The sequence below is a fragment of the Treponema sp. genome, from assembly GCF_045657965.1.
Taxonomy (GTDB): domain Bacteria; phylum Spirochaetota; class Spirochaetia; order Treponematales; family Treponemataceae; genus Treponema_D.
Genome location: NZ_JAZOUG010000281.1, coordinates 1 through 21,360 on the forward strand (window position 1 = coordinate 1; position 21,360 = coordinate 21,360).

Consider the following 21,360-nt stretch of genomic DNA (forward strand, 5'->3'; position numbering starts at 1 on the left):
GTGCTAGTAAAAGAATGAGTGAGTCTACTGGAAGAGAAGCAAAGACAATACATAGATTACTTGAAATGGGAGTTAGTGATGAAGGAAAATCTTTTTATAATGACCTTGTTTCATATATTACAAGTGCTCCTGTCGTTGCTATGGTATGGCAGCTTGATGATGAAGACTGTGTTCAGCTTGTACGTAAAGTTGTTGGTGCAACAAAACCAAGTGAGGCACTTCCCGGCACAATCCGGGGAGATTTCTGCTCACATACAAATCATAATATTATTCATGCTTCTGATTCTGATGAGAGTGCAGAACGCGAAATAAATCTTTTTTTCAAACCGGAAGAGCTTATCGATTGGAAAGACGAGGCTTCTTGCTGGTTCTAAAAATTAGAGGTTAATAATGAAACAAAAGAGTGTAGGTGTAATTGGTGCTGGTGCATGGGGATCTGGTCTGGCTCAGGCTATTGCCCGTGGTGGTCACAAAGTTCAAATCTGGGCTCGTGAGCAGGATGTAGTAGACGGTATCAATAATGAACATGAAAATAAGCGTTATCTTCCGGGATATCCGCTTTCAGAAAATCTTACAGCTTCTATTGATATTGAAGAAGTTGCAAACGGTAAAGAATATCTGATTCTTGCTTCTCCGTCTCTTTTTATTGCAAGTACTGCAAAACAGATTGCAAATGTTCCTTCAATCAAAAATGGTGAAACTGTAATCGGTGTACTTACAAAAGGCTTTGTTGCCTCAGAAAAAGGCCCGCGTCTTATTCTTGAAACTCTCGAAGATGTTCTTCCTGACTGTTATAATCATTCTCTTGTTTATATCGCAGGACCAAGTCACGCCGAAGAAGTTGCTATGGGTAAGCTTACAGGCCTTATTGCAGCCAGTGAACATGCCTTAAATTCAATCAAATTCCGCGAGCTTCTTAGAGTTCCTGGTCTTATGGTATATTCTTCTCTCGATGCAATTGGTGTTCAGATTTGTGCTGCTGCTAAAAACGTAATTGCAGTCGTTTACGGTGCACTGGATGCAGTAAGTGAACATTCAGATATTTTCGGTGACAATGCAGAAAGTCTTTTACTTGCTGCCGGCTTAAATGAAATTCAGCAGATTGGTTTTGCTATGGGAGCAACCCATGCAGAAACCTTTACTTCTATTGCCGGTGTAGGCGATTTAGACGTTACCTGCCGTTCAAAATATGGCCGTAACCGCCGTTTCGGTCAGGATATTATTAAAACTGATATTCTTTCGAAATTCAAAAATCTTGACGACTTAATCGCACGAATCGGCGAAATCGGCTATTTGTCAGAAGGTGCCGTTGCCTGTAAATTTGTTCATCAGATTGCACAGGAACATAATTTAAAGCTTACAATCTGCGACGGCTTATACCGAATCTTAAATAAAGAAATCGAACCTATGAATTTTCTTCAGGAACTTATGATTCAGGGTAAGATTAGTCAGGATGATTAAAAATGTTAGAGAAAATTACGAACACTTTCAGTGATATCATGCGCTCAGTGAGCGGAAAGTCAAAAATCACTGAAAAAAATATCGAAGAGACAGTTGAGCAGATTAAAATGGCTCTCCTCGAAGCTGATGTCAATCTTCGTGTTGTCCGTCGTTTCGTAAATGCCACAATCGAAGAAGCAAAAGGTGAAAAGGTTCTTCGTGCGGTAGATCCAGGTCAGCAGTTTACAAAAATCATCTATGACCGTATCGTCAAAATGCTTGGCGACACAAAAGTTGATTTACAGCTTAAAGGACCGGATACTCAGTCTGTTATTCTTCTCCTTGGTCTTCAGGGTGCCGGTAAAACTACTGCCGCTCACAAACTTGCTGCCCGGCTTAAAAAAGAGGGCCGTAAGCCTCTTATGGTTGCCTGCGATTTAGTCCGTCCTGCAGCAATTGAACAGTTAAAGCAGCTTGGTGAAAAGATTGGTGTTCCGGTTTATCTTGAAGAAGGTGCAAATGATGCCGTAAAAGTCGCAAAAAACGGTATTTCGTATGCAAAAAAGAACGGAATAGACACAATCATCGTCGATACAGCCGGCCGCCTTCAGATTGACGAAGGCATGATGAAAGAGCTTGTCGATGTTAAAAAGGCAGTTGACCCGGTCGAAACAATTCTTGTTGCAGACGCAATGACCGGTCAGAATGCTGTAGATATTGCAAAATCATTTGACGAGCAGCTTGGTCTTTCAGGTGTTATTCTTACAAAATTCGATTCTGATGCGCGTGGTGGTGCAGCTCTTTCTTTAAAATCAATCACTGATAAGCCGATTCTGTTTATTGGTACAGGCGAAAAAACAGAAGATTTTGAACCTTTCCATCCGGAACGAATTGCAAGCCGTATTTTGGGCATGGGTGATATTGTTTCCCTTGTCGAAAAAGCTCAGGAAACAGTCGATATCGAAGAAGCCAAAAAGCTTGAGCAGAAGATGGCCCGCAACGAGTTCACTCTCGATGATATGCTCGCTCAGTTCGAAAGCGTCGGCAAAATGGGAAATCTTTCTTCCCTCATGGAAATGATTCCTGGTCTTGCAGGTCAGATTGACGAAAGCAAGCTTGATATGTCAGGTCTTGCTCATCAGAAAGCAATAATTCAGTCAATGACAAAAAAAGAACGTGCAAACCATTTGATTATCGGTCCTGCACGCCGACGCCGTATTGCTCAGGGAAGCGGTACAAGTGTTGCTGAAGTAAATAAGCTGATCAAACAGTTCGAAAAAACAAAACTCACAATGAAAAAGCTTACCCGTAACCGCGGAATGCAGGCAAAACTTATGCAGCAGATGGGCGGCATGGGAGGAGCCGGTATGGGCGGTTTAGGCGATTTAAGCAAGCTTGGAGATTTGTCAAAACTTGCCGGTAAATTCGGTAAAATGGGTTTCTAGTCTGGCTTTAATTAATCGTGATGCAGCTTACAACCCGTCCGTCACTGGAATAGCCGTGAAGTGGATTTGTTTCATCTAAAAAGGCTGTAATCCCATTGTAATATGAGTAATAATAAGTTCCCGGGTGAAGCGGAATATCAATTTCATATTTGCCCGGGACTGTTTCTTTCATTTCGTAAATCCAGCTGTCCCAGTTTGTAAATGTGCCGCCAAGCCTTATTTTTTGACCAGCTTTTGTGTGGCAGACGAAATGAGTCAGTCCAGAATCCAGTTTTTCAGTAATTTCAATTTCTGCAGGCGGTAGGTCAATGTAGGAAAGTGAATAATTCTCTTTTTCATTGTAGACTGTATTTTGATTCTGAGGATCAACTGTCCATATTCCTTCGATGATAAGCCTGTAACAAATCCTGTTTAACTTTTTTGGTGCTTCAAGAATATAAAAATAATACGAAGAGGTTACATCGCCTTCATAGCTGTAGTTTTTTCTGAGTTTGAAATAGTGAATCTGTCGGAAGTCTTCAAAATCAAAAGCAACTCCAATTGAATTGACAGATACCGGATATGTAAAAACAATATAATTGTTATCGATATATGGCGGCTTTACACCCGATATATTGTTTAAGGTCAAATCATATTCATAAGTGTCTGGTTTAGGTAAAGCTTCTTTTGCGAAAGCATGTGAAAAAAGAATTAAAAACACTGTAAAAATAAAAATCTTTTTCATATATAAAATATCGGCTTTTTATAAAAAATGTTAATTTTATTTCTTATATTTTAATAAAATGTTAAAACTTTTAAAGCACAGTATTCAAAATGCCGAAATTAGAGTATATTAGAGTAGGTGGGATTCAATGCCAGGATTAAATCAGTTAAAAACTTTCAGCGAAGATATACGCGATGTAGGTGATGAAGTAAAACTTCGTGCCCAAAGAGGTGAAAAACCGGTTTCTATTCCTTTGCCCAGTGGAATTTCTGAAGAAGATGATTCTGAAGATTTTATCATTGGTATTCCAGAAACAGCTTCAGAAGAAGAGGCTGTAGCAGATGAAAGCCCTGATAATTTTGAAACAGAAGATACTGCTGATATTACATCTCTCGATAACCTGCTTGAGCCACAAATTTCTGCTGATGAAGATGCTCTGGCTGATTTTTTAAATGACTCTCTTGAACCGTCTTCAGATATTTTTCAAACTTCTGAAAACGTCCAGACTGAACAGACAGAAGAAAAGCCTGAAGAAACTCCACTTGAAGATTTAGATCTGGAAAGTCTGTTGCAGAGTTCGTCCGGGGAAACAGACTCAGAAACAGACTCAGAAACAGTAACAGAAGCAGAAACCGACGGAAATACAGAAACTGTCCAGGATTTTTCTGACATAGATGCACTTGGCGAAATTAATCTAAATGAAGATATTCCGGTTTCTGTACTTGAAAATGATGGAAGTCCTGCTCAAAAAGAAGAAGAACCTGTTATTGAACAGACTGAAATTTCAGAACCGCCAGTTTCAGAATCTCAGGCTCTGGAAAATTTGGGAGATTTATCTGATTTAGCCGGAATGGATTCCTTTGATATGGATTCTTCATCGTCTTCTTCAGATTTAGGCGATTTAGGTTCTTTTGACATTGATTCTTTGATTTCAGATACAGATACAGATTCAGATTCAGATTCTGAAATTTCTGCTGGTGAAGAACCTTCTGCTTCTGCTGCTGATTCACTCGATTTTAATGAAGATTCAGATTCTCTTCCTGATTTTTCAGAAATCCCGGATGCTTCAACGGATGTTCCTGATTTTTCTGAAGAATCCGCTTCTGCATCCGAAGAAGTTTCCATAGACTCTTTTGATACTTCAGCAATGGAAGGAGTTGATTTTGCTCCAACTGAACCTCCTTCTCCGGATGAATTTCCTGTTACTGGTGAAGCTGCTGATGAAGATGACTTTATTCTTGATTCAAGTTTTGAAATTCCAGGGTTTTCAGATACAGAAACTGCTGATTTAGGAAAGAAGCGTCCTCTCCTTGATACTGTAGATTTTTCAAAAGGAAAGGAAGACCGGCCTAAAAATTCTTTAACTGATGACGAATATGTTCAGTTCAAGAAAAATCTGGCAAATTATCCGTTAAATTTAAGAATTGCAATTGAAGATTTTATTTCACGCGATGAATTTACAGATGAAGCTGTTTTTGAGATTATCGAAAAAGTTTTGAAAAAGACTTCTGCCCGGCAGCTTGCAACTCAGCTCGAAAAAATCTTAGATGTTTCTATAAATATTCCGCGCGATTTTGAAAGACGTTCATTTGCTGAATACGAAGCTTATAAGCAGTCTTTCCAGTATCAGCTTAAAAACAGAATTATTCCGGCTGCAATTGTTGGTGTTATCCTTTGTTTTGTATGTTTCGGGCTTTTCAAGGCTGGCGTTCATTTTATTTATAAGCCGGTGATGGCAAATATTCACTATAAACAGGGCTATACTCTGCTTCAGGAGAATGAATTTCCTCAGTCAGAACAGGAATTTAAAACAGCTGTTTCATACAGACCTGTAAAAAAATGGTTCTTTAAATATGCAGAAGGCTATCGTGTAAAAAAGCAGTTCGACAGGGCTGCCATGATGTATAAAAATATTCTTGCCTATTTTAATCATGATAAGCAGGCAGGTCTTGATTATGCTGCTATGGAACTTTATGATCGGGCTAATTATGAACGTGCCGAAGAAATTACCCGGCGCGAGGTTCTTGATTATCATATCAATGATGCTGACGGAATTTTAATGCTCGGTGACGTATTCCTTGAATGGGCCGAAGTTGATAATTCAAAATATGAGCTTGCAAAACAATATTACCTTGATTTGATTCAGCGTTATGGAAGCAATAATCTCTATCTTTCAAGAATGCTCCGGTACAATATACGTACTGATAAACTGCGTGAAGTTCTCAGCTACAAAAATATGTTCTATCAGACCAAGCAGGATAGAAAAAATCTTAAAAATCTTTCTTCAGAAGACTGGACGGAACTTTCCGGCTATTTGCTTGAAAAGCTTTATGGTACTTTGAGTAAAAATGATGAATATTTACGTACATCAATTGAAGATGTCCTTGCCATGTTGAATCTGGCTGTAAAGTCAAATCCCGAAAACCCTCTGGCTCGTTATAATCTTTCCCGTTATTTTGTTTATAACGGTTATACTGAACAGGCTAAAGCTGAACTTGAGAAAACTCTTGAACTGTTTGATGCTGTTTCTGTCAGAACCAAGAAAAATGTTTACCGCCAGATAAATGCAAGCCGTATTCTAGGTGAACTGTATGCAGATGCACATGAATATCTCAAAGCTCAGACTGTTTACACTAAAGGCATTAATCTCTATAACTATGAACATGAAGTTTCAGATTTTGAAGGCGATTTAAATACCGGTAAGCTTTTTGCAGATATGGGGGATTTAGACTATTTTATCAGTGGTGAACTTGATGATGCCCTTTACAATTATGAAAAAGCCATTGAAATTAAAAATGATACTCCTTCAATTAATTTCAGGGTTGGTGCAATTTATTATGGTAAAAAGGACTATGATAATGCACTTACTTCCTTTATTAAAGTTGCAGAAAAAGAACCGAAAATGCCGAATGTGCTGCTTTCTTTAGGAAATGTTCTTTCCCTGCGCGGTGATAATTTTGCAGCAGAAAGTTATTATTCAAATCTGCTTTCAATTCTGGATACAGAAAAAGCAAAAGTAAAATATTTAACGCCTCAAAATAACGATGATGATTATGAAATTGTTGATTTGTATCTGAAAGCAAATAATAATCTTGGTGTTACATTGTATCGTCTGGCAAAGCAGACTGGTAACAGTGATATGAATGCACAAGCTATGGTAAGATTGTCTGATTCTATTCGTGCTTATGATTCATTGACGCGAAATCCTCAGACTATGATTAGAATGGAAGGAAGTAACCTTGCCGCACAAAATTCAAAATATATTACTCATCCATATCCTGATTTCGAACCTGCAATTTATACTGATATTCCGAGAATTTTAAACGGAGACAAGATTATTGAGTAAATATTTCTGCTATAAAATAGGAATTGACATAAAAAGGCAGCTCACATCTTTAAGAAAGGAATTTTTTAGAAAGACCATTCATATGTGTACATGTCTGATTCCAACTTTTCTGCATTTTGCGTATTTGCCTACAATTCTTTTACTTGCTTTAGCCGGGATTTTTTACACAATATCGGAGCTTTTTCGTACCAACGGATATGAGATTCCTTTGATTTCTGATATTACGGCAGCGGCAGCAAGAAAACGTGATGAGAATAAATTTGTTTTAGGTCCTGTAACTCTTGTTCTTGGTGTAATTATTGCCGGCTGTGTTTGGAAAGAAAATCCTGCAGCGGCAGGAATTTATGCGCTTGCCTTTGGAGACGGGCTGGCAAGTCTTGCCGGAAAAACTTTCGGAAAAATCAGAATTCCTTATACTTATGGTAAAACTGCTGAAGGTAGTCTGACATGCTTTCTGGCAATATTCTGTTCGTGCTTTCTTGTTACACAAAATTCTTATACTGCTTTATTAGCAGCCTGCTTCGGGGCGTTTGTTGAAGTACTCCCGTTAAAAGATTTTGACAATCTTGTAATTCCTGTTTTAATTGGTGGAATTGTTACTTTTGCTTAAGTTTAAGCCCACATATAAATTTTATGCAAATTCTTAAAATACCAGTATGTTCCGCCTAGAAGAAGTGAAGTTCCAGTCAGTAAAAATAAAAATGAATCAGTTAATACTAAAAGCGAATAGCCTGCAATAAGAATTAAAAAAGAAAAAGCAAGATTTTTATATTCAAAATTATTTTTCTGAATGCCATGAATATAAAATGAAATAAAAACTAATACTGTCAGAATTAAACGCATAATATTTATGAGTTTTAAAAAACCCTCCAGTACCAGTCCGTTTGATGAAATTTTAGCGGTATTCATTGGAATAAGGGCAGCAAATACAATTGAAGCTGTTGTCATTATTATATAATTCCGTTCAACATCCTGTCTTTGACTTGTGTCACTAAAAAGCGAGGCACAGGCAAAACTGAGTATAGTGAGTGTCCGTCCAAAAAGGACCATTTTTCCTGAAAAAATCAGACTGTTTGAAAAAGTCTGCCAGAGATTCATTGAAAGCGTAAGAAATCTGAATAATTCAAGAAGACAGCCGATTAAGAAACCTGTAAAAAAAATTATTTCTGTTGTCTGAGTGTTTTCAAAATACTTCAGAATTATATAAAAACAAAATGGAACATAAAGAATTAAAACAACAAATGATAAAATAATAGATACTAAATTGGTTTTTATAAAAGGAATTTTTGATAAAAAAGCAGGAATCCTTAAATCTTGTGGAAGAATGATATTGTTTTTTACAATACTTGAAATAAGCAAAATAACTCCTGTTAATGCTGACAGCAAAGCAATTATTAAAGCAAATTTGAAGATTCTGTTTCTCGTTTTTAAAGTCATGTAAAAATCTTAATCCTAAGACAAAAATATGTAAAGCCTTTAAAAATTATGCCGAAAATAAAAAAGAGTACAGAATTACTGTTTAACAGTGTCTGTTGGGAGGATTTATGAAAAAGCTTGTGTTATCCGGAATTGTTTTGCTTGCTGTGAATGTCTGCCTTTTTGCAGGGGATGCTGCAGCTTTTGTTGATTTGGGAATTTCTCGTGACGGAAAAACTTATGCTTTTGCAGAATATGGCAAAACAGATAAAACATATCAGGGATATGCTGAGATTTATACAGTCGATATAGAAAAAAATGATTTTGTAAGTGGTGAAGTCTTCAAAACTCAGCCGTCAGCTGCAACAGTTTCTAAGAGTGGTAAAGCTGTATATGAAGAACTCTATGAAAAAGCTTCATGGAAATTAAAGAAATATGATTTTAAGCCGGCTGATGTTGATAATCTTCTTTATGTAAGTGATGAAAGAAAAGACGGTGACAGTGAAATTATCTTTAAAGATTTTGAAGGTTCAACAGTTGAGCAGAGTGTTTTTTATCATATAAAACTGATAAAAACTGTTGAGGGCTCAGGAAATAATCTCCGTTCATCATTTTTTATTACTCTTGAGAAAAAAGATGAAAATGGAAATGTAATAAGCAGAAATATTGTAGGTTCACCGGATATTAAAAGAAAGAATGTTTCCGGATACAGAATTGATAAAATTTTTTCAGATAAAACTGGAAGGAATCTGGTTTTTGTTGTTGAAAAAACTTTGAATGATGTGAATGGAACTTCAATCCGCTATATGGTTGAAACAATAAGACTGTAAGTTTTTGTAAAAAACACAAATATAACAAAATATTATATTTAAAAACTGTCTGAAATCTTATTTCATTGAAAATAACATAATATACAAAAATTATGGAGGTTTTTGATGAAAAAGATTATTACGAGACAGTTTTTTTTTAATATTTTAGCAGCTGCTATAATAACTTCTGCTGTTCTGGCAATTGTTTCGCCTGTTTCCTGCCGTCTGACTGATGAAGGAATTGAAATCTTTCCTGGTGACAGTCAGTCTCCCGAAATTGAAAAATTTTCTGTAATCAGTAATAAATCTGTTGAGATTTTGTGTTCTGAAAAAATAATTTTTGATAATATTAAAGTAGTTTCCGGAAATTCGATTATTCTTGATGAGCAGAGTGACTGCAATCAGTGCGAATTATATGCAGTTGCTGATTGTATTAATTATGATGAACAGGGACTTTGTGCAGAAATTTTATTTTCAGAATCCACAATAATAGGTGAACCGTATACAATTTCTGGTATTGTTTATGATACAAGCGGTAATTCATTAGAATTTTCACGAACTTTTTATGGATATAATGAGAATCCTGCAAAATTGATTTTTAGTGAAATAAGGTCTAAAAATTCTACTGCAAAAGTTGAATTTATTGAATTTTATGTATTAAAATCCGGTAATCTATCCGGATTAGAAGTGTCCAGTGCTGTTAAAGGTGAAGAAAATGCCTATATTTTTCCTGTAATTGATGTCAAAAAAGGCGAATTTATTACTCTTCATGGTCATATTATTGAAAAACTGGCTTCAGGGGCAAAAAATGAACTGGGCTCTGATTTAACCTTATCTACAGCAGCCGAAAGCTGCTCTTTAGCCCGTGATTTATGGAACAATTCAGAATCAGCTTTTTTTGGAAATAATGATGTCTTAGTCCTTAAAGATTTTAATACCGGTTCTTTTAAAGATGCTGTTTTGATGTGTCCTTCTTCTTCATCAAAATGGTACAGAACACAGGAAAAAGTTTATGCTGATGAAGCTTATGAATGTGGAATCTGGACTTCTGGTGCTGATGTTGCAAATGCTGTTGATACTGAAACCGCAAATGCTCTGGGCCGTTCCGTTTCAAGACAAAATATTTCAGAACTGGCCGCAAGGTATCCTGATGAAGAAACTGTCCCTGAAATAATTCCTGCTGCAAAAGAAGACTATCTGGTTGTTTCAGTTGTAACACCGGGTACTGAAAACAGCAATAATGAGTATGTAAAATAGTGTCTAGCAATTCGAGAAAAATTGTGCTAGACTTTCAGAATGTCTGAATTATTAGCACCTGCCGGCAACATCGAAGCATTAGATGCTGCTATTGGAGAAGGAGCGGACGCAGTTTACTTAGGACTCAAAAGCTTTAATGCACGTCTCCGCTCTTCAAATTTTGCATGGAATCAATTTGAGGCGGCTGTTTCTTCTCTGCACCGCCAGAACAAAAAAATTTATGTTACTGTAAACACTGTAAGTGAAGAACGCGATTTGGAACGGCTTTACAGGTTTCTTTCTTATCTTAATAAAATTGGTCCTGACGGTCTTATCGTTCAGGATTTGGGTGTAATCCGTATGTGTCAGGAATTTTTTCCAAAGCTTGAACTTCACGGATCTACACAAATGAATGTAGAAAGTGCAGCCGGTGTTAATCTTTTGAGTAAAGCAGAATTAAAACGGGTTGTTGTTGCACGAGAACTTGGTCTTGAAGAAATTAAATATATAAAATCACATACAAATGCGGAACTTGAAATCTTTGTACACGGTGCATTGTGTGTAAGTGAGTCCGGGCTCTGTCTTTTTTCAAGTTTTTTAGGCGGAAAGAGTGCAAACAGGGGAATGTGCACCCAGGCATGCCGTCGTTTTTATACAGTTGATTCTGAACGTGACGGAGAAAAGCAGGGGTATTATTTTTCTCCATGTGATTTACAGCTTATCGAGCAGATTCCGGAACTTATGCAGCTTGGGGTAGAATCTTTTAAAATTGAAGGACGAATGAAGAGTGCCGAATATGTCGGCTCCGTTGTTGCAGCTTACCGTTATCTCATGGATAACTGGGAAAAAGATAAAAAAGGCTCGCTTGCAACAGCGAAACGTCTTCTTTCCACAGATTTTGCCCGTGCAAAAACTTCTTACTGGTATAATTTTAAAACAAATGAAGAAGGGGTTAAAAAGGCAGGAAACCTTATCCTAAATCCGAATCAGGCGGGCGGAACAGGTATTTATCTTGGTAAAATCGATAAATTTGAGCAGGCAAGTGATGAAGCAATTGCCAGAGCAAAAGAAGCAGCCGGAAAAGACGCAAAGCCTGAAGATTATAGAATTGCCATGGCTCATCTTTCAGGAGGTAATTACGATCCTGATATTGGAGATTCAATCCGTCTGCACCGGCAGGATGATACTGGCCGGGTAAGCCACAAAGTCCGTACTGTTATGACTGATGAAGACGGTAAGCGCTTTATTGATGTTCCTGTTGGTTTTAAGCGCGGGGATTCTGTTTATCTTTTACAGACAAAGGCAATGTCAAAACGTTATCCGCGGGTGCTTCCGGCTGATATTGGTAAATACCGCCAGCAGCCTGGGGCAGAAGTGCTTCCTGTACTGGATTTAACTCCGGTTGCTAAAAATGAACTTTCATATTTTCCGGAAGGATTGTACATTCAGGTTTCTACTATCGGCGATTTACACACAGCAATTTCAAAAAATCCTGTCCGTGTAATTCTTGAATTTAATTCAGAGACCAGAACAGATTTGCTTGAAAAAAAGGTTTCACTTCCGGTTTCAAAAAAGCAGGTTATTATCTCACTTGATCCGTATTGTCCGGCTTCAAAGGAAGAGCAGCTTTTGTCTGATTTAACAGAACTGATTGCTGAGGGATATAAGACATTTGTTGTAAATAATATTGGTCACATTTCAATGCTTCGTACAAAAGGTGCAAATCTTATAGCAGGTCCTTATCTGTACACATTCAACCGGTGGGCAGCTTCATGGTATGAAAATCAGAATATCGGTGCATTTATTACACCTCTTGAAAATTCATGGGAAAATTTAAAAATGACCTGGGAAGAAAATGTGCGTGACCGTGTACTTGTTACAGCCTATGCATATCCTGCTCTTTTCCGAATGCGCTTTGCCCTTCCAGAAACTTATGACTTTTTGTACTTCATGGACAAAGAAGAAAAGATTTTCAAAGTCAACTCTACTGTTGATGGTTCTGTAGTTATGCCGGAAGAACCTTTTTCTATTGTTGATAAAGTTGAAACTTTGAATTCAAGCGGTTTTAAGCGTATTCTTCTTGATTTTTCGCGAACGCACGTTACCCGCCAGGAATTAAAAATGGTTACAAATGCCATGATAAAGAGGCAGCCTGTTCCAGAAACTTCCCGTTTTAACTGGAAAGACGGTTTTTACAGTCCTGAAAAAATCGAAATATACAAGGCAATGAACGAAAAGGCTGAACTTGAAAAAAATAACAGGCATGTTCAGAACCGGTATTCTAAAGGCGGTAAAAAGCGGCGCAGATAAGGGGATTTTATGAGGCGAAAAATGCTTAAATTATATTTTACCTGCACCGCAAAAATTTAGAGCTTAAAACACCTCCTCTGGGATGTCCTGTGAGCTGAAGGTTTCTGAAACAACGCCTTCAGCTGCAGTTTCTGCTTCGTTTTTGGCTTCTGAATCATTTCTGCTTTCTTTCAGAGGATTGAAATCGATATGTTCAGCAATTATATAAACCTTTGAGGTGTTTTTGCCTTCCTGAGTTTTCCAGCGGTCCTGCTTAAGACGGCCTACAACCCGTAAACCACGTCCTTTTTTTGCCAGCTGCATTATGTTTTTACTGAAATTTTCACCCCATGCTTCAATATCAAAATAAGCGACTTCTTTCTGAAAAGCACCGTGTGAATCTTTGTAGGTTCTGTTTGTTGCAATAGGAACTATACAGACTCTGGTTCCACGCGCAGTTTCTTTAACAGAAGAGTCGCGGACAACATTACCTTCAATAACAACCTGATTCATTTGATTCATAAATTTGCTCCTTTTGTGATCTGGCCAGATCTTCATAATATACAAGCACTATTTTGTGCTCATACAGTTATTGGCGCAAAACCGCATTTTTGGGCAAGATTTTTTGAAAAAAATGAGAAAAATTTGATTTTTTTGAAGAAAATTTACATCGGGATGTTTTTTACGAGTTTTACCATGTAAAGCTGAACATACATCATCAATGCGTCTTTGTCTTTTATTTTAGAAAGCCCCGGTGAATTAACAAGGCTTTCAGCAAGACTTCTGATTCTTTCTGTTGTGAATCCGTCCATTTTGATTGTACGCAGAGTTTTTCTGATATAATCGCGGATAAGGGAATTTACATCTTCAGTAAGATTTTTTCGTGCTTCTTTTCCGATTAATTTATTCCAAAGCTGCTCATAGGAATCAAGCTCGCGGTTCATTGTTGAACTTGCAGGAACGAATGTCTGTTCTGCTACCCGTGCTGCTTCTCTGAGAGCTACTTTTTTAGAAATATTCGGGTTGTTTGTAAGAACCGCTGTTTCTTCGTCTTCTTTGCGTTTAGCAGCTTCTTCTTCCCGGTAAAGTTCTGCCTTTGTTTTTGGCTTTTTAATTCTTTTGGCTTTAGGAGGACGCAAAATCATTCTCATTATCCATGAAATAACCGGCATTGAATACCAGAATGGAAGTAAAATTTTTGCATCCGTGAGAAGTTCCTGACGGCTCATCAAAAGAATATCGCTGTACGGTAAAAGCTGTCCGTTTACAAACAGACTGATTTTGCTTGTATCATCTCCACCGGCAGCATCGTAGCTGAGAAGCGGTAAAAATGAAGAGTGAAGCAGTGCACTTAAAATTGGAGACTGAATACGGATTTCTTTTTCAAGCCTGTCTTCAAAAGCATTCTGATCACGCATTTCCGGAAGAATGTCAAAAGATTTTAAAACATCCATCCAGTGATTTTTAATAGATTCCTGAACAGAAACTCTTGCATCGGTACATAATCTGAGTATTAAATGTAAAACCTTGCTTTTAAAGATAAAATATCTTGTTTCATCATAAGTTTTAAATACAAGCAGATCCGGAAGTTCCTGAACTGCAGCTTCCTGAGTTTTTTTGTGAAGATATTCTTTGAGTTCTTCATCAGAATACTGACCAAGTAATGGTACTCCTTTTGCATCAGTAAATTTTGTAATATCTTCAAAAGTAAAATAATACGGCGGCTTTAAAAGAAGCGACTCAAGGGTTTTGATGGCACCTTCTTTCTTTGCGTTTTCCTGTGCCTGATTTTTGAAATAATTTGCTGCAACTTCAGTTATATAAATTGCCTGCAGACATGATAAATCTTCCTGAGTAAAATCCTTGATTTTTTCATAATCCTGCTTAATGAAGAAGCAGAGCTGATTCCAAAGATAGAAATTTTCAGTAGTCTGGCTTAATGTTTCGATTGAATGATCGGCACGGTCAACAAAGGCATTGAAGAAATTTTTTGTGACCATTTCGCGACCAGGATTTGAAACTGTAAGCTTTTTTAGAAAATAATCATGATGGTCGTCTTTACGGAGCATGTTCTGGATTTTTCCGAGAGCATCTTCAATTAAAGTAACAGCTGATACATTTGAAGGAAGAAGAATTGACGGTGCATCATGCGGAAGAGAAAGTCCGTAAAGAATTTTGTCATTAAGTTCCTGTTTTGCAAGAAGTTTTGAAATTAAATCTGCTGAGTTGTATCTTTGTACAATTTCTTTAGGAGTGCCTTTTGGTAAATCTGCTTCAGACGGAAAGGGAAGTGAAGGATTTACGGCAATATCTTTGTACCGTTCAGCAAAACGTTCGATATAGTATGGAATGACAACAATTCCCTGTTTTTCTGGAGTAGTGTTTATGAGTAAGACTAATTTAGAATCAATAAGTTTATCAAGTTCTGACTGAAGGGCAGGAACCGGGTCTTCAAGATAGCATGCAAGTGTAGGCTGTTCTTCAAGATGGTGTTCTGAATATCTTTTAAGGTAATCACAAAAATCAGAGTAATCGACAACGGCATTTTTTTGTCGTGAAGCGAAAAATTTTAATAAAACTATTATACTTGTTGTTGTTGCCATGTCTTTATTTTATCAGTAATCTGTCATAAAATAAAGATAGATTTTTCTTATTTTAGAAATATTTAATCTGTAAAAACAAAATCGAGGTTTTTATGTTATCACAGCGTATGTCTAATCTTCACCCTTATGTTCCTGGAGAACAGCCGAAAGACAGGGCTTATATAAAACTTAATGCAAATGAAAATCCTTATCCGCCTTCACCAAAAGTAATAGATGCCGTACGGAAAGCTGTAAAAAAGAATCCTGAAAAAATGTCACTTTATCCTGATCCTGATTCAAATGCCTTAAAAGAAGCGATTGCCGACATGCTTAATAAGACTGGCGGTGTTTTGTGCCGTTCAAATCTTGAAGGCGGAAAGAAAAATGGAAGCGGTGCACTTGTAACTCCGGGCGATTTTGACAAAATTCCTTTTGTTGTAACGCCTGATATGATTTATGCAGGAAACGGTTCTGATGAAGTCTTGAGCTTTGTTTTCTATGCATTTTTTGATTCAGACCGGAAACTGGTTCTTCCAGAGCATACTTATTCTTTTTATCCGGTTTACGGCGGATTCTATGACATCCCGTTAAATAAAATCCCGTTAAATGCGGACTGGACTCTTAATAAAGAAAAAATGCTTGAACAGGCAAATTTGTCTGATTCTTCAATTATTTTTGCAAATCCGAATGCACCGACTTCTCTTGGACTTACACGCGATGAAGTCCGTGAAATGATTAAAAAAGCACCGAAAGACAGGGTTTTTGTTGTTGATGAAGCCTATGTTGATTTTGGAGGCGAAAGCTGTATACCGCTTCTTGCAGAATTCCAGAATCTTGTGATTGTGCGTACAACTTCAAAAAGTCTGTGCGGAGCAGGTCAGCGCATCGGTTATCTTGTCGCTCATAAAGAACTTGTAAATGCCGTAACAACTGTAAAAAATTCGCTTAATCACTTTCCGCTTGATTTTGTTGCGCAGACTGCAGGAACTGCTGCATGTAAAGATGCCGGCTACTATGTAAAATGTGCGCAGGATGTTGCTTTTGAACGTGATGAATTTATCGATTTCCTTCGTGAAAAAGGCTGGAATGTACTGGACAGCCAGACAAACTTTATTTTCTGCCGCAAAGACGGTGTAAACGGAGAGTCTGCTTACAGGAAAATAAAGGAAAACGGTATTCTGGTACGCCGCTTTGATACACCGGGAATTGAAGAATACCTTCGAATTACAGTCGGCACTCATGAGCAGATGGCTGCCCTTCGCGAAGTAATGCAGAAAATGTAGGAGTAATTTTATGAAATTTTTAGTTCTTTCTGATATTCATGGAGATTTTGATAATCTTGATAAACTTGATTCCCGCTTTAATGAAGCGGACTGCGTTCTTTTTGGCGGAGATTTTGCAAAGTTTGAGCATGAAGAAACAGCAAAGCCTGTTTTAGAAAAGCTTCTTTCAAAGCATGAAAATATTTTTTCTGTAATCGGAAACTGCGATAATCCTGATTTTCTTTCCGTAATCGAAGAGTCTGACATTTCTGTTGAAGGAACTCTTGCCTTTCATGAAGGAATTGCAGTCTGCGGTTCTGGTGGCGGTACAAAATTTACCGGAACAACACCTTTTGAACGTGAAGAAGATGAAATTCTTTCCGATTATGAAGTTGTCGAAAATTCAAGTGAAGAGTGTGCTGATAAAGACGGCAGATGGCCGAATCTTATTCTGATTATGCATAATCCTCCGAAAGATACAGAATGTGATAAACTTCCGAACGGAATTCACGTAGGAAGCGAAAAACTCCGCTCGTATATTGAAAAACGCAGCCCTTTCCTGGTTGTTACGGGACATATTCATGAAAGTGCCGGCATTTCAAAAATCGGTGAAACTACCGTAATAAATCCTGGAAGCCTTGCAGAAGGAAAATATGCTTTAGTTGAAGCAGAAAAAACTTCTGACGGAAAATGGTCTGTTACAAAGGCAGAACTTCTGACTATTTAATGCTTCTGCAGAATCTGAATCCAAGATAATTGTAACATTCGTTCGGGTCGTAGCTGTAGCGGTCACCTGCATAAATAAACGGTGTGTATTCGCTCCAGCTGCCACCCCGGCTTACACGCTCGCTTCCGGCTTCTGCTCCGATTGCACGAGCTCCTGCATCTGTTTCAATGTAGCGGCCGTTCCAGTCCCAGGTAAATTCACAGACATTTCCGCTCATATCAAAAAGCCCTGCGCCGTTCGGGTTTCCGCTTCCGGCTTCAGGCGGTGCATCTTCTCTAAAAGGGGTTCCTGCTGTTCCGACGATGTGAGTGCCGCGTGAATTAAAAGCTGACCAGGAAACTTCTTCTTCAGGAATTGAATCGTCTTCTTTGCCGTATTTATCAACCTGACCGCTTGCAAGCGCACCGCTCTGCATTCCTGAAATTGTTTTTCTGGCGGCATATTCCCATTCAGCTTCGGTTGGCAGCCGGTATCCGTTTGCGCTGAAGTTACATCTGCATAAATCAAGTGAAACTGTGTCTGTGGCGTCTTTTAAAATTCTGCCATTTAAAGTGTAGCATGGCGTAAGGCTGTGAATTTCAGAAAAAGCATTGCACCAGATTACTGCGTCATACCAGCAGATCATTGTAACCGGCTGATGACTTTCTGTACTTGGTTCGGCTCCACGTTTGCCGTGGCTTCCTTCCTGCCCAGGATTTATAAATTTATATCCCAATGCTTCGGCAATTTCGCGTGTTTCGTACCAGAGTTCGTAGGTGGTTTCATAACGGTTGATTTCAAAGGGCGTAATCCAGCGCGTTGCTGTGTAAGACTGGCTTCCGTCACCGATAACATAAACGTCGTAAACAGCCGGACTTTCAGGACCGAGCCTGACAGGAGAAAGTGAATTGAATTCCTGAGCAGAGACTGCAAAAACTGAGAAAATAAGACTTATTGCAACAGTCAAATATTTTTTCATGTCAATTCTCCTTTTTACTTCTTCCTTTTTTTCGACTTTTTCACCTTTCGCACTGGTTTGAGATTCATAACGATGTAGGCTACTGTTGCTGAAATGACACAAAGAGCACTGATTGCAAAGAAACCTGTCCATGTTGTAGAAGTGCTCCATGGAAGCCGGATGTTCATGCCCCAGAAACTTGTAATGAAACTCATAATCATTAAAACAAGCGAAATGACAGTAAGTTTCTTCATGATTACGTTCATGTTGTTGGAAATAACATTTGCGAATGCATCCATAACACCTGTAGTAATTGCGCTGTAGGTGTCAGCCATTTCCATAGCCTGACGGTTATCGATTTCGACGTCATCAAGCCATTCCTGGTCATCAGAGTCCAGACGGAGAATTCTGGTACGCCGGATTTTTTCGAGAAGCAGCTGGTTTGCTTTAAGCGAGGTTGTGAAGTAGGTTAGTGACTTTTCGAGGTTTAAAAGCTGGATAAGTTCAGCATTTTCAATCTGTTCGTGAAGTTCATTCTGGATAGAAGTGACCCTGCGGCTTATTTCTTTAAGGTAACGCAGGAACATAATGTCGCTTCGGGCCAAAATCCTGATTAAAAAGGCTGGAAAATCCATAAGCGACAGACCTTTGAGCCGGTTTGCACTTAAATCTTTTAAAACTTCGCAGTCTGTCCAGCAGATTGTAATTATTTTGTCTGGAAAAATGAGTGCACCAACAGGGGCTGTGGTGTAGGCAACTTCAGAATTTGGCGTAAAAACCGGAAGACGGAGAATAGCAAGTACATACTCATCCCAGTCTTCGATTCGGGAAAGTTCGTCCTGATCCATTACGTCCATTAAAATTTCAGGATCTACAGAAAAATCTTTTTGAATTTCTGTAAGTTCGGCCTGAGTGACCCGGCGTGCATCAATCCATAAACGCTGTGATGAGGCCTGAGAAAGTTCTTCTTTTTCGATTTTGACAAACTGTCCTTCTTCCTGAATCCAGTAATTTATCATTAGAAATACCTGAAACAGAAAAATTATATCATAAAATTTATTAAAGAATAAAGAATATATGTGTTTTTTTGTATTTTTTTCAGTTTTGCTGTCATAGATTTGATTTTATCTACAATAACTAAAGCAAGAATAGTTTTTTAAGCAGGAGGTATTTTGTATGAATTTAATTTTACTGGTTTTCGCATCTGTCAGCAGATACGGGGGAAAAATTTCAACTTTTTCCCTTGAAAATAATGGACAGGCAAATTTTTTAATACATGGATGCACCTGTGAAGATATTGTTAATGCCAGATATTGTGTTGTTTCATTTGAAAATTCAGAGCCTCACTTTAATATTTTTTTGCCTGAAAATGATTTCATGAATGAAAGAAAAGTTTGTGATTCTGAAAATCCTGGAAGAACTATAAATTTTTCCTTTGAAATTAATCTCAGTGTTCTGCATACACTACTGCGTCTTTTTGCTTCAACTGCAAAATCGCTTGGTTGGAATGAAAAATCTTTATCAATAATTGTAAAAAAGAATAAATGCAGAATAGACTTTTCTTTTTACAAAGAACATTCAGATAGTAAGCAGAACCGTCTTCTGCCGGTTCTTGCCAGATACGCATTTCTTTTTTCTGATGAGAAGGGCAATCTTCTTTCAGGTAAATATACAAAATTTTCAAAAATCCCGATTGCTGTTGAAAATCCTGTAATAAACGGGAGGAAAATTTCATGCTGAGAAATATTTTTGTCAGTACAGTTTATTCAATCTGTATTTTTCTTTTCTGCTCATGTCAGTCAATAGATTTTTTTCCTGTCCATACGTTTTAAGTGATTCAAAAATTTCTGCAGCAGAAGATTATGATTCAGCAGGAAAAATTTTTCTGGATTTTACATTAAAAAATGTTTCTAAGAAAAATATAATTTCTTTTGTGATTTCATGCAGTTTAATTGATTCTGAAGGTAAAACTGTTCTTGAAAATGATTCGTGCTTTGTAGAAAAGATCTGTGATAATATTCCTGCTGACTGTGAACGTGATTTCAGGCTTGCACTTGATTCATATTTTTTGGGTTGTCAGCCGGAGGCTTATTCAGTTGATTTTATTTATTTAAGGGAAGTTAGATTTGAGAATGGAAAGAGATGGACTGACCCTTATGGAATGTATTCTTCATCTGTTTCAGAAAATGATTGATTTTATCTTAAGGTAAACTTTGTGGACAAAATCTTTCTAAAGTGGTAAATTTGTTATCATTTAACAACTTTTTCAGGATTTATATCATGCATTTACCATCAGAAATCATTAAACTTTATTCCCTAATGGGCTCAACAAAGGTTGTACAGCCGGCTTTTAAGACTTTTATACTTGCAATTTTTGCAGGTGCCTTTATTGCACTGGGAGGTCTTGGCAGCCAGATTATTTCATGCGGGGTTGTTCCGGTTGCCTTTGGACGGGCTTTGAGCGGTATTATTTTTCCAATCGGGCTTGCTATGGTTGTAATTGCAGGCGGTGAACTTTTTACAGGTAACTGTCTGCTTTTTATTCCTGTGCTGGACAGGCAGATTTCTATTACTGATTTTATAAAAAATCTTGTAATTGTTTATCTCGGTAACATGGCAGGAAGCCTTTTGATTGCTGCCCTTGCAAACTATGGACATGTTCTTTCGCTTTATAATGGCGAACTTGTTAAAACAGTTGTGACTACTGCGGCTGTTAAGGCAAATCTTCCTTTCACTGATGCTTTTTTTAAAGGCATTTTGTGTAATATTCTGGTTTGTATTGCAGTGTGGGCAAGTCAGGCTGCAGAAGAGTTGAGCGGCCGCATCATAGCATTGTATCTTCCGATTTTTCTTTTTGTCGTCTGTGGATTTGAACACTCTGTAGCAAATATGTACTTTATTCCGGCAGGAATGATGGCACAGTATGTATATGGTGTCGGCGGGCATATTTCAATTACAGGCTTTTTATGGAATCTGCTTCCTGTTACACTTGGTAATCTTGTAGGCGGTTCAGTTCTTGTCGGCGGCGGCTATTATTTTGCATATCTTAAAAGTGTCCGCGGTTACGAAGATGATTAAGACATCCGTGTGGCGATTTTTTTATACACGGAAATATGAGTGCTTGATTAAAAAGCCAGATAATGCAAAAAAAACGGCTTCCACTTCATA

General features: G+C 37.7%; 19 protein-coding genes. 13 read left to right on the forward strand and 6 right to left on the reverse strand.

What is annotated here, in order from left to right:
* The 3 genes from ACKI5B_RS10675 to ffh all read left to right on the forward strand — a co-directional run.
* Positions 1 to 374 (forward strand): nucleoside-diphosphate kinase (locus ACKI5B_RS10675; protein WP_407428576.1); only part of this gene is annotated, 374 nt, incomplete at its 5' end.
* A 16-nt stretch (positions 375 to 390) separates the two neighbouring features.
* Positions 391 to 1,461: an NAD(P)H-dependent glycerol-3-phosphate dehydrogenase gene (locus tag ACKI5B_RS10680; RefSeq protein WP_407428578.1), complete on the forward strand. Its 1,071-nt coding sequence runs from the start codon at positions 391 to 393 to the stop codon at positions 1,459 to 1,461.
* 2 nt (positions 1,462 to 1,463) lie between these two features.
* Positions 1,464 to 2,885 carry a signal recognition particle protein gene (gene ffh / locus ACKI5B_RS10685; RefSeq protein ID WP_407428580.1) on the forward strand — a complete coding sequence of 474 codons (1,422 nt, stop codon included), beginning with the start codon at positions 1,464 to 1,466 and terminating at the stop codon, positions 2,883 to 2,885.
* Positions 2,886 to 2,892: 7 nt separating this feature from the next.
* Here ffh and ACKI5B_RS10690 read toward each other — a convergent pair whose 3' ends face one another.
* Positions 2,893 to 3,609 (reverse strand): early set domain-containing protein, encoded by a 717-nt coding sequence (locus tag ACKI5B_RS10690; protein WP_407428582.1) that lies wholly within the window; start codon positions 3,607 to 3,609, stop codon positions 2,893 to 2,895.
* 127 nt (positions 3,610 to 3,736) lie between these two features.
* On the opposite strand from ACKI5B_RS10690, the gene flcA reads away from it, so the two are divergent.
* Both flcA and ACKI5B_RS10700 read left to right on the forward strand, forming a co-directional pair.
* Positions 3,737 to 6,934, forward strand: coding sequence for a periplasmic flagellar collar protein FlcA (gene flcA, locus ACKI5B_RS10695; protein WP_407428584.1), 3,198 nt, complete (start codon positions 3,737 to 3,739; stop codon positions 6,932 to 6,934).
* Between the two features lie 208 nt (positions 6,935 to 7,142).
* On the forward strand, positions 7,143 to 7,544 hold the full coding sequence (locus ACKI5B_RS10700; RefSeq protein ID WP_407428586.1) for a diacylglycerol/polyprenol kinase family protein: 402 nt from the start codon (positions 7,143 to 7,145) through the stop codon (positions 7,542 to 7,544).
* Positions 7,545 to 7,546: 2 nt separating this feature from the next.
* Here ACKI5B_RS10700 and ACKI5B_RS10705 read toward each other — a convergent pair whose 3' ends face one another.
* Positions 7,547 to 8,293 carry a hypothetical protein gene (locus tag ACKI5B_RS10705; RefSeq protein WP_407428588.1) on the reverse strand — a complete coding sequence of 249 codons (747 nt, stop codon included), beginning with the start codon at positions 8,291 to 8,293 and terminating at the stop codon, positions 7,547 to 7,549.
* A gap of 185 nt (positions 8,294 to 8,478) precedes the next feature.
* Here ACKI5B_RS10705 and ACKI5B_RS10710 point away from each other — a divergent pair, with 185 nt between their 5' ends.
* The 3 genes from ACKI5B_RS10710 to ACKI5B_RS10720 all read left to right on the forward strand — a co-directional run bounded on the left by ACKI5B_RS10710 (position 8,479) and on the right by ACKI5B_RS10720 (position 12,705).
* Entirely contained in the window at positions 8,479 to 9,180 is a 702-nt protein-coding gene (locus ACKI5B_RS10710) for a DUF2259 domain-containing protein (protein WP_407428589.1), read from the forward strand.
* Between the two features lie 105 nt (positions 9,181 to 9,285).
* Positions 9,286 to 10,416 carry a lipoprotein TP_1001-related protein gene (locus ACKI5B_RS10715; RefSeq protein ID WP_407428591.1) on the forward strand — a complete coding sequence of 377 codons (1,131 nt, stop codon included), beginning with the start codon at positions 9,286 to 9,288 and terminating at the stop codon, positions 10,414 to 10,416.
* Between the two features lie 39 nt (positions 10,417 to 10,455).
* The gene (locus tag ACKI5B_RS10720) at positions 10,456 to 12,705 is read left to right on the forward strand and encodes a peptidase U32 family protein (protein WP_407428593.1); all 2,250 of its coding nucleotides are present in this window, start codon (positions 10,456 to 10,458) and stop codon (positions 12,703 to 12,705) included.
* A 63-nt stretch (positions 12,706 to 12,768) separates the two neighbouring features.
* On the opposite strand, the gene ACKI5B_RS10725 is transcribed toward ACKI5B_RS10720, so the two are convergent.
* Together ACKI5B_RS10725 and ACKI5B_RS10730 are read right to left on the reverse strand one after the other, a co-directional pair.
* Positions 12,769 to 13,206, reverse strand: a complete 438-nt coding sequence (locus ACKI5B_RS10725; protein ID WP_407428595.1) for a single-stranded DNA-binding protein — start codon at positions 13,204 to 13,206, stop codon at positions 12,769 to 12,771.
* Positions 13,207 to 13,349: 143 nt separating this feature from the next.
* On the reverse strand, positions 13,350 to 15,287 hold the full coding sequence (locus ACKI5B_RS10730; RefSeq protein ID WP_407428597.1) for a hypothetical protein: 1,938 nt from the start codon (positions 15,285 to 15,287) through the stop codon (positions 13,350 to 13,352).
* A gap of 92 nt (positions 15,288 to 15,379) precedes the next feature.
* Between ACKI5B_RS10730 and hisC the strand changes: the two genes are divergently transcribed.
* Positions 15,380 to 16,549: a histidinol-phosphate transaminase gene (gene hisC, locus ACKI5B_RS10735; protein ID WP_407428599.1), complete on the forward strand. Its 1,170-nt coding sequence runs from the start codon at positions 15,380 to 15,382 to the stop codon at positions 16,547 to 16,549.
* A gap of 10 nt (positions 16,550 to 16,559) precedes the next feature.
* Positions 16,560 to 17,255, forward strand: coding sequence for a metallophosphoesterase family protein (locus ACKI5B_RS10740; protein ID WP_407428601.1), 696 nt, complete (start codon positions 16,560 to 16,562; stop codon positions 17,253 to 17,255).
* Here the strand turns inward: ACKI5B_RS10740 and ACKI5B_RS10745 are convergent.
* Positions 17,248 to 18,213 carry a formylglycine-generating enzyme family protein gene (locus tag ACKI5B_RS10745; protein WP_407428603.1) on the reverse strand — a complete coding sequence of 322 codons (966 nt, stop codon included), beginning with the start codon at positions 18,211 to 18,213 and terminating at the stop codon, positions 17,248 to 17,250. The two genes, ACKI5B_RS10740 and ACKI5B_RS10745, sit on opposite strands and share 8 nt — an antisense overlap.
* Before the next feature lie 14 nt (positions 18,214 to 18,227).
* A complete protein-coding gene (locus ACKI5B_RS10750; RefSeq protein ID WP_407428605.1) occupies positions 18,228 to 19,211 on the reverse strand; it encodes a magnesium transporter CorA family protein in 984 nt (327 codons plus the stop codon).
* A 157-nt stretch (positions 19,212 to 19,368) separates the two neighbouring features.
* Here ACKI5B_RS10750 and ACKI5B_RS10755 point away from each other — a divergent pair, with 157 nt between their 5' ends.
* The 3 genes from ACKI5B_RS10755 (at position 19,369) to ACKI5B_RS10765 (ending at position 21,270) form a co-directional block, all read left to right on the forward strand.
* Complete coding sequence (locus ACKI5B_RS10755) at positions 19,369 to 19,932, forward strand: hypothetical protein (RefSeq protein WP_407428607.1); 564 nt, start codon at positions 19,369 to 19,371, stop codon at positions 19,930 to 19,932.
* Between the two features lie 52 nt (positions 19,933 to 19,984).
* Positions 19,985 to 20,386, forward strand: a complete 402-nt coding sequence (locus ACKI5B_RS10760) for a hypothetical protein (RefSeq protein WP_407428609.1) — start codon at positions 19,985 to 19,987, stop codon at positions 20,384 to 20,386.
* A gap of 86 nt (positions 20,387 to 20,472) precedes the next feature.
* Positions 20,473 to 21,270 carry a formate/nitrite transporter family protein gene (locus ACKI5B_RS10765; RefSeq protein ID WP_407428611.1) on the forward strand — a complete coding sequence of 266 codons (798 nt, stop codon included), beginning with the start codon at positions 20,473 to 20,475 and terminating at the stop codon, positions 21,268 to 21,270.
* Positions 21,271 to 21,360: the final 90 nt, after the last annotated feature.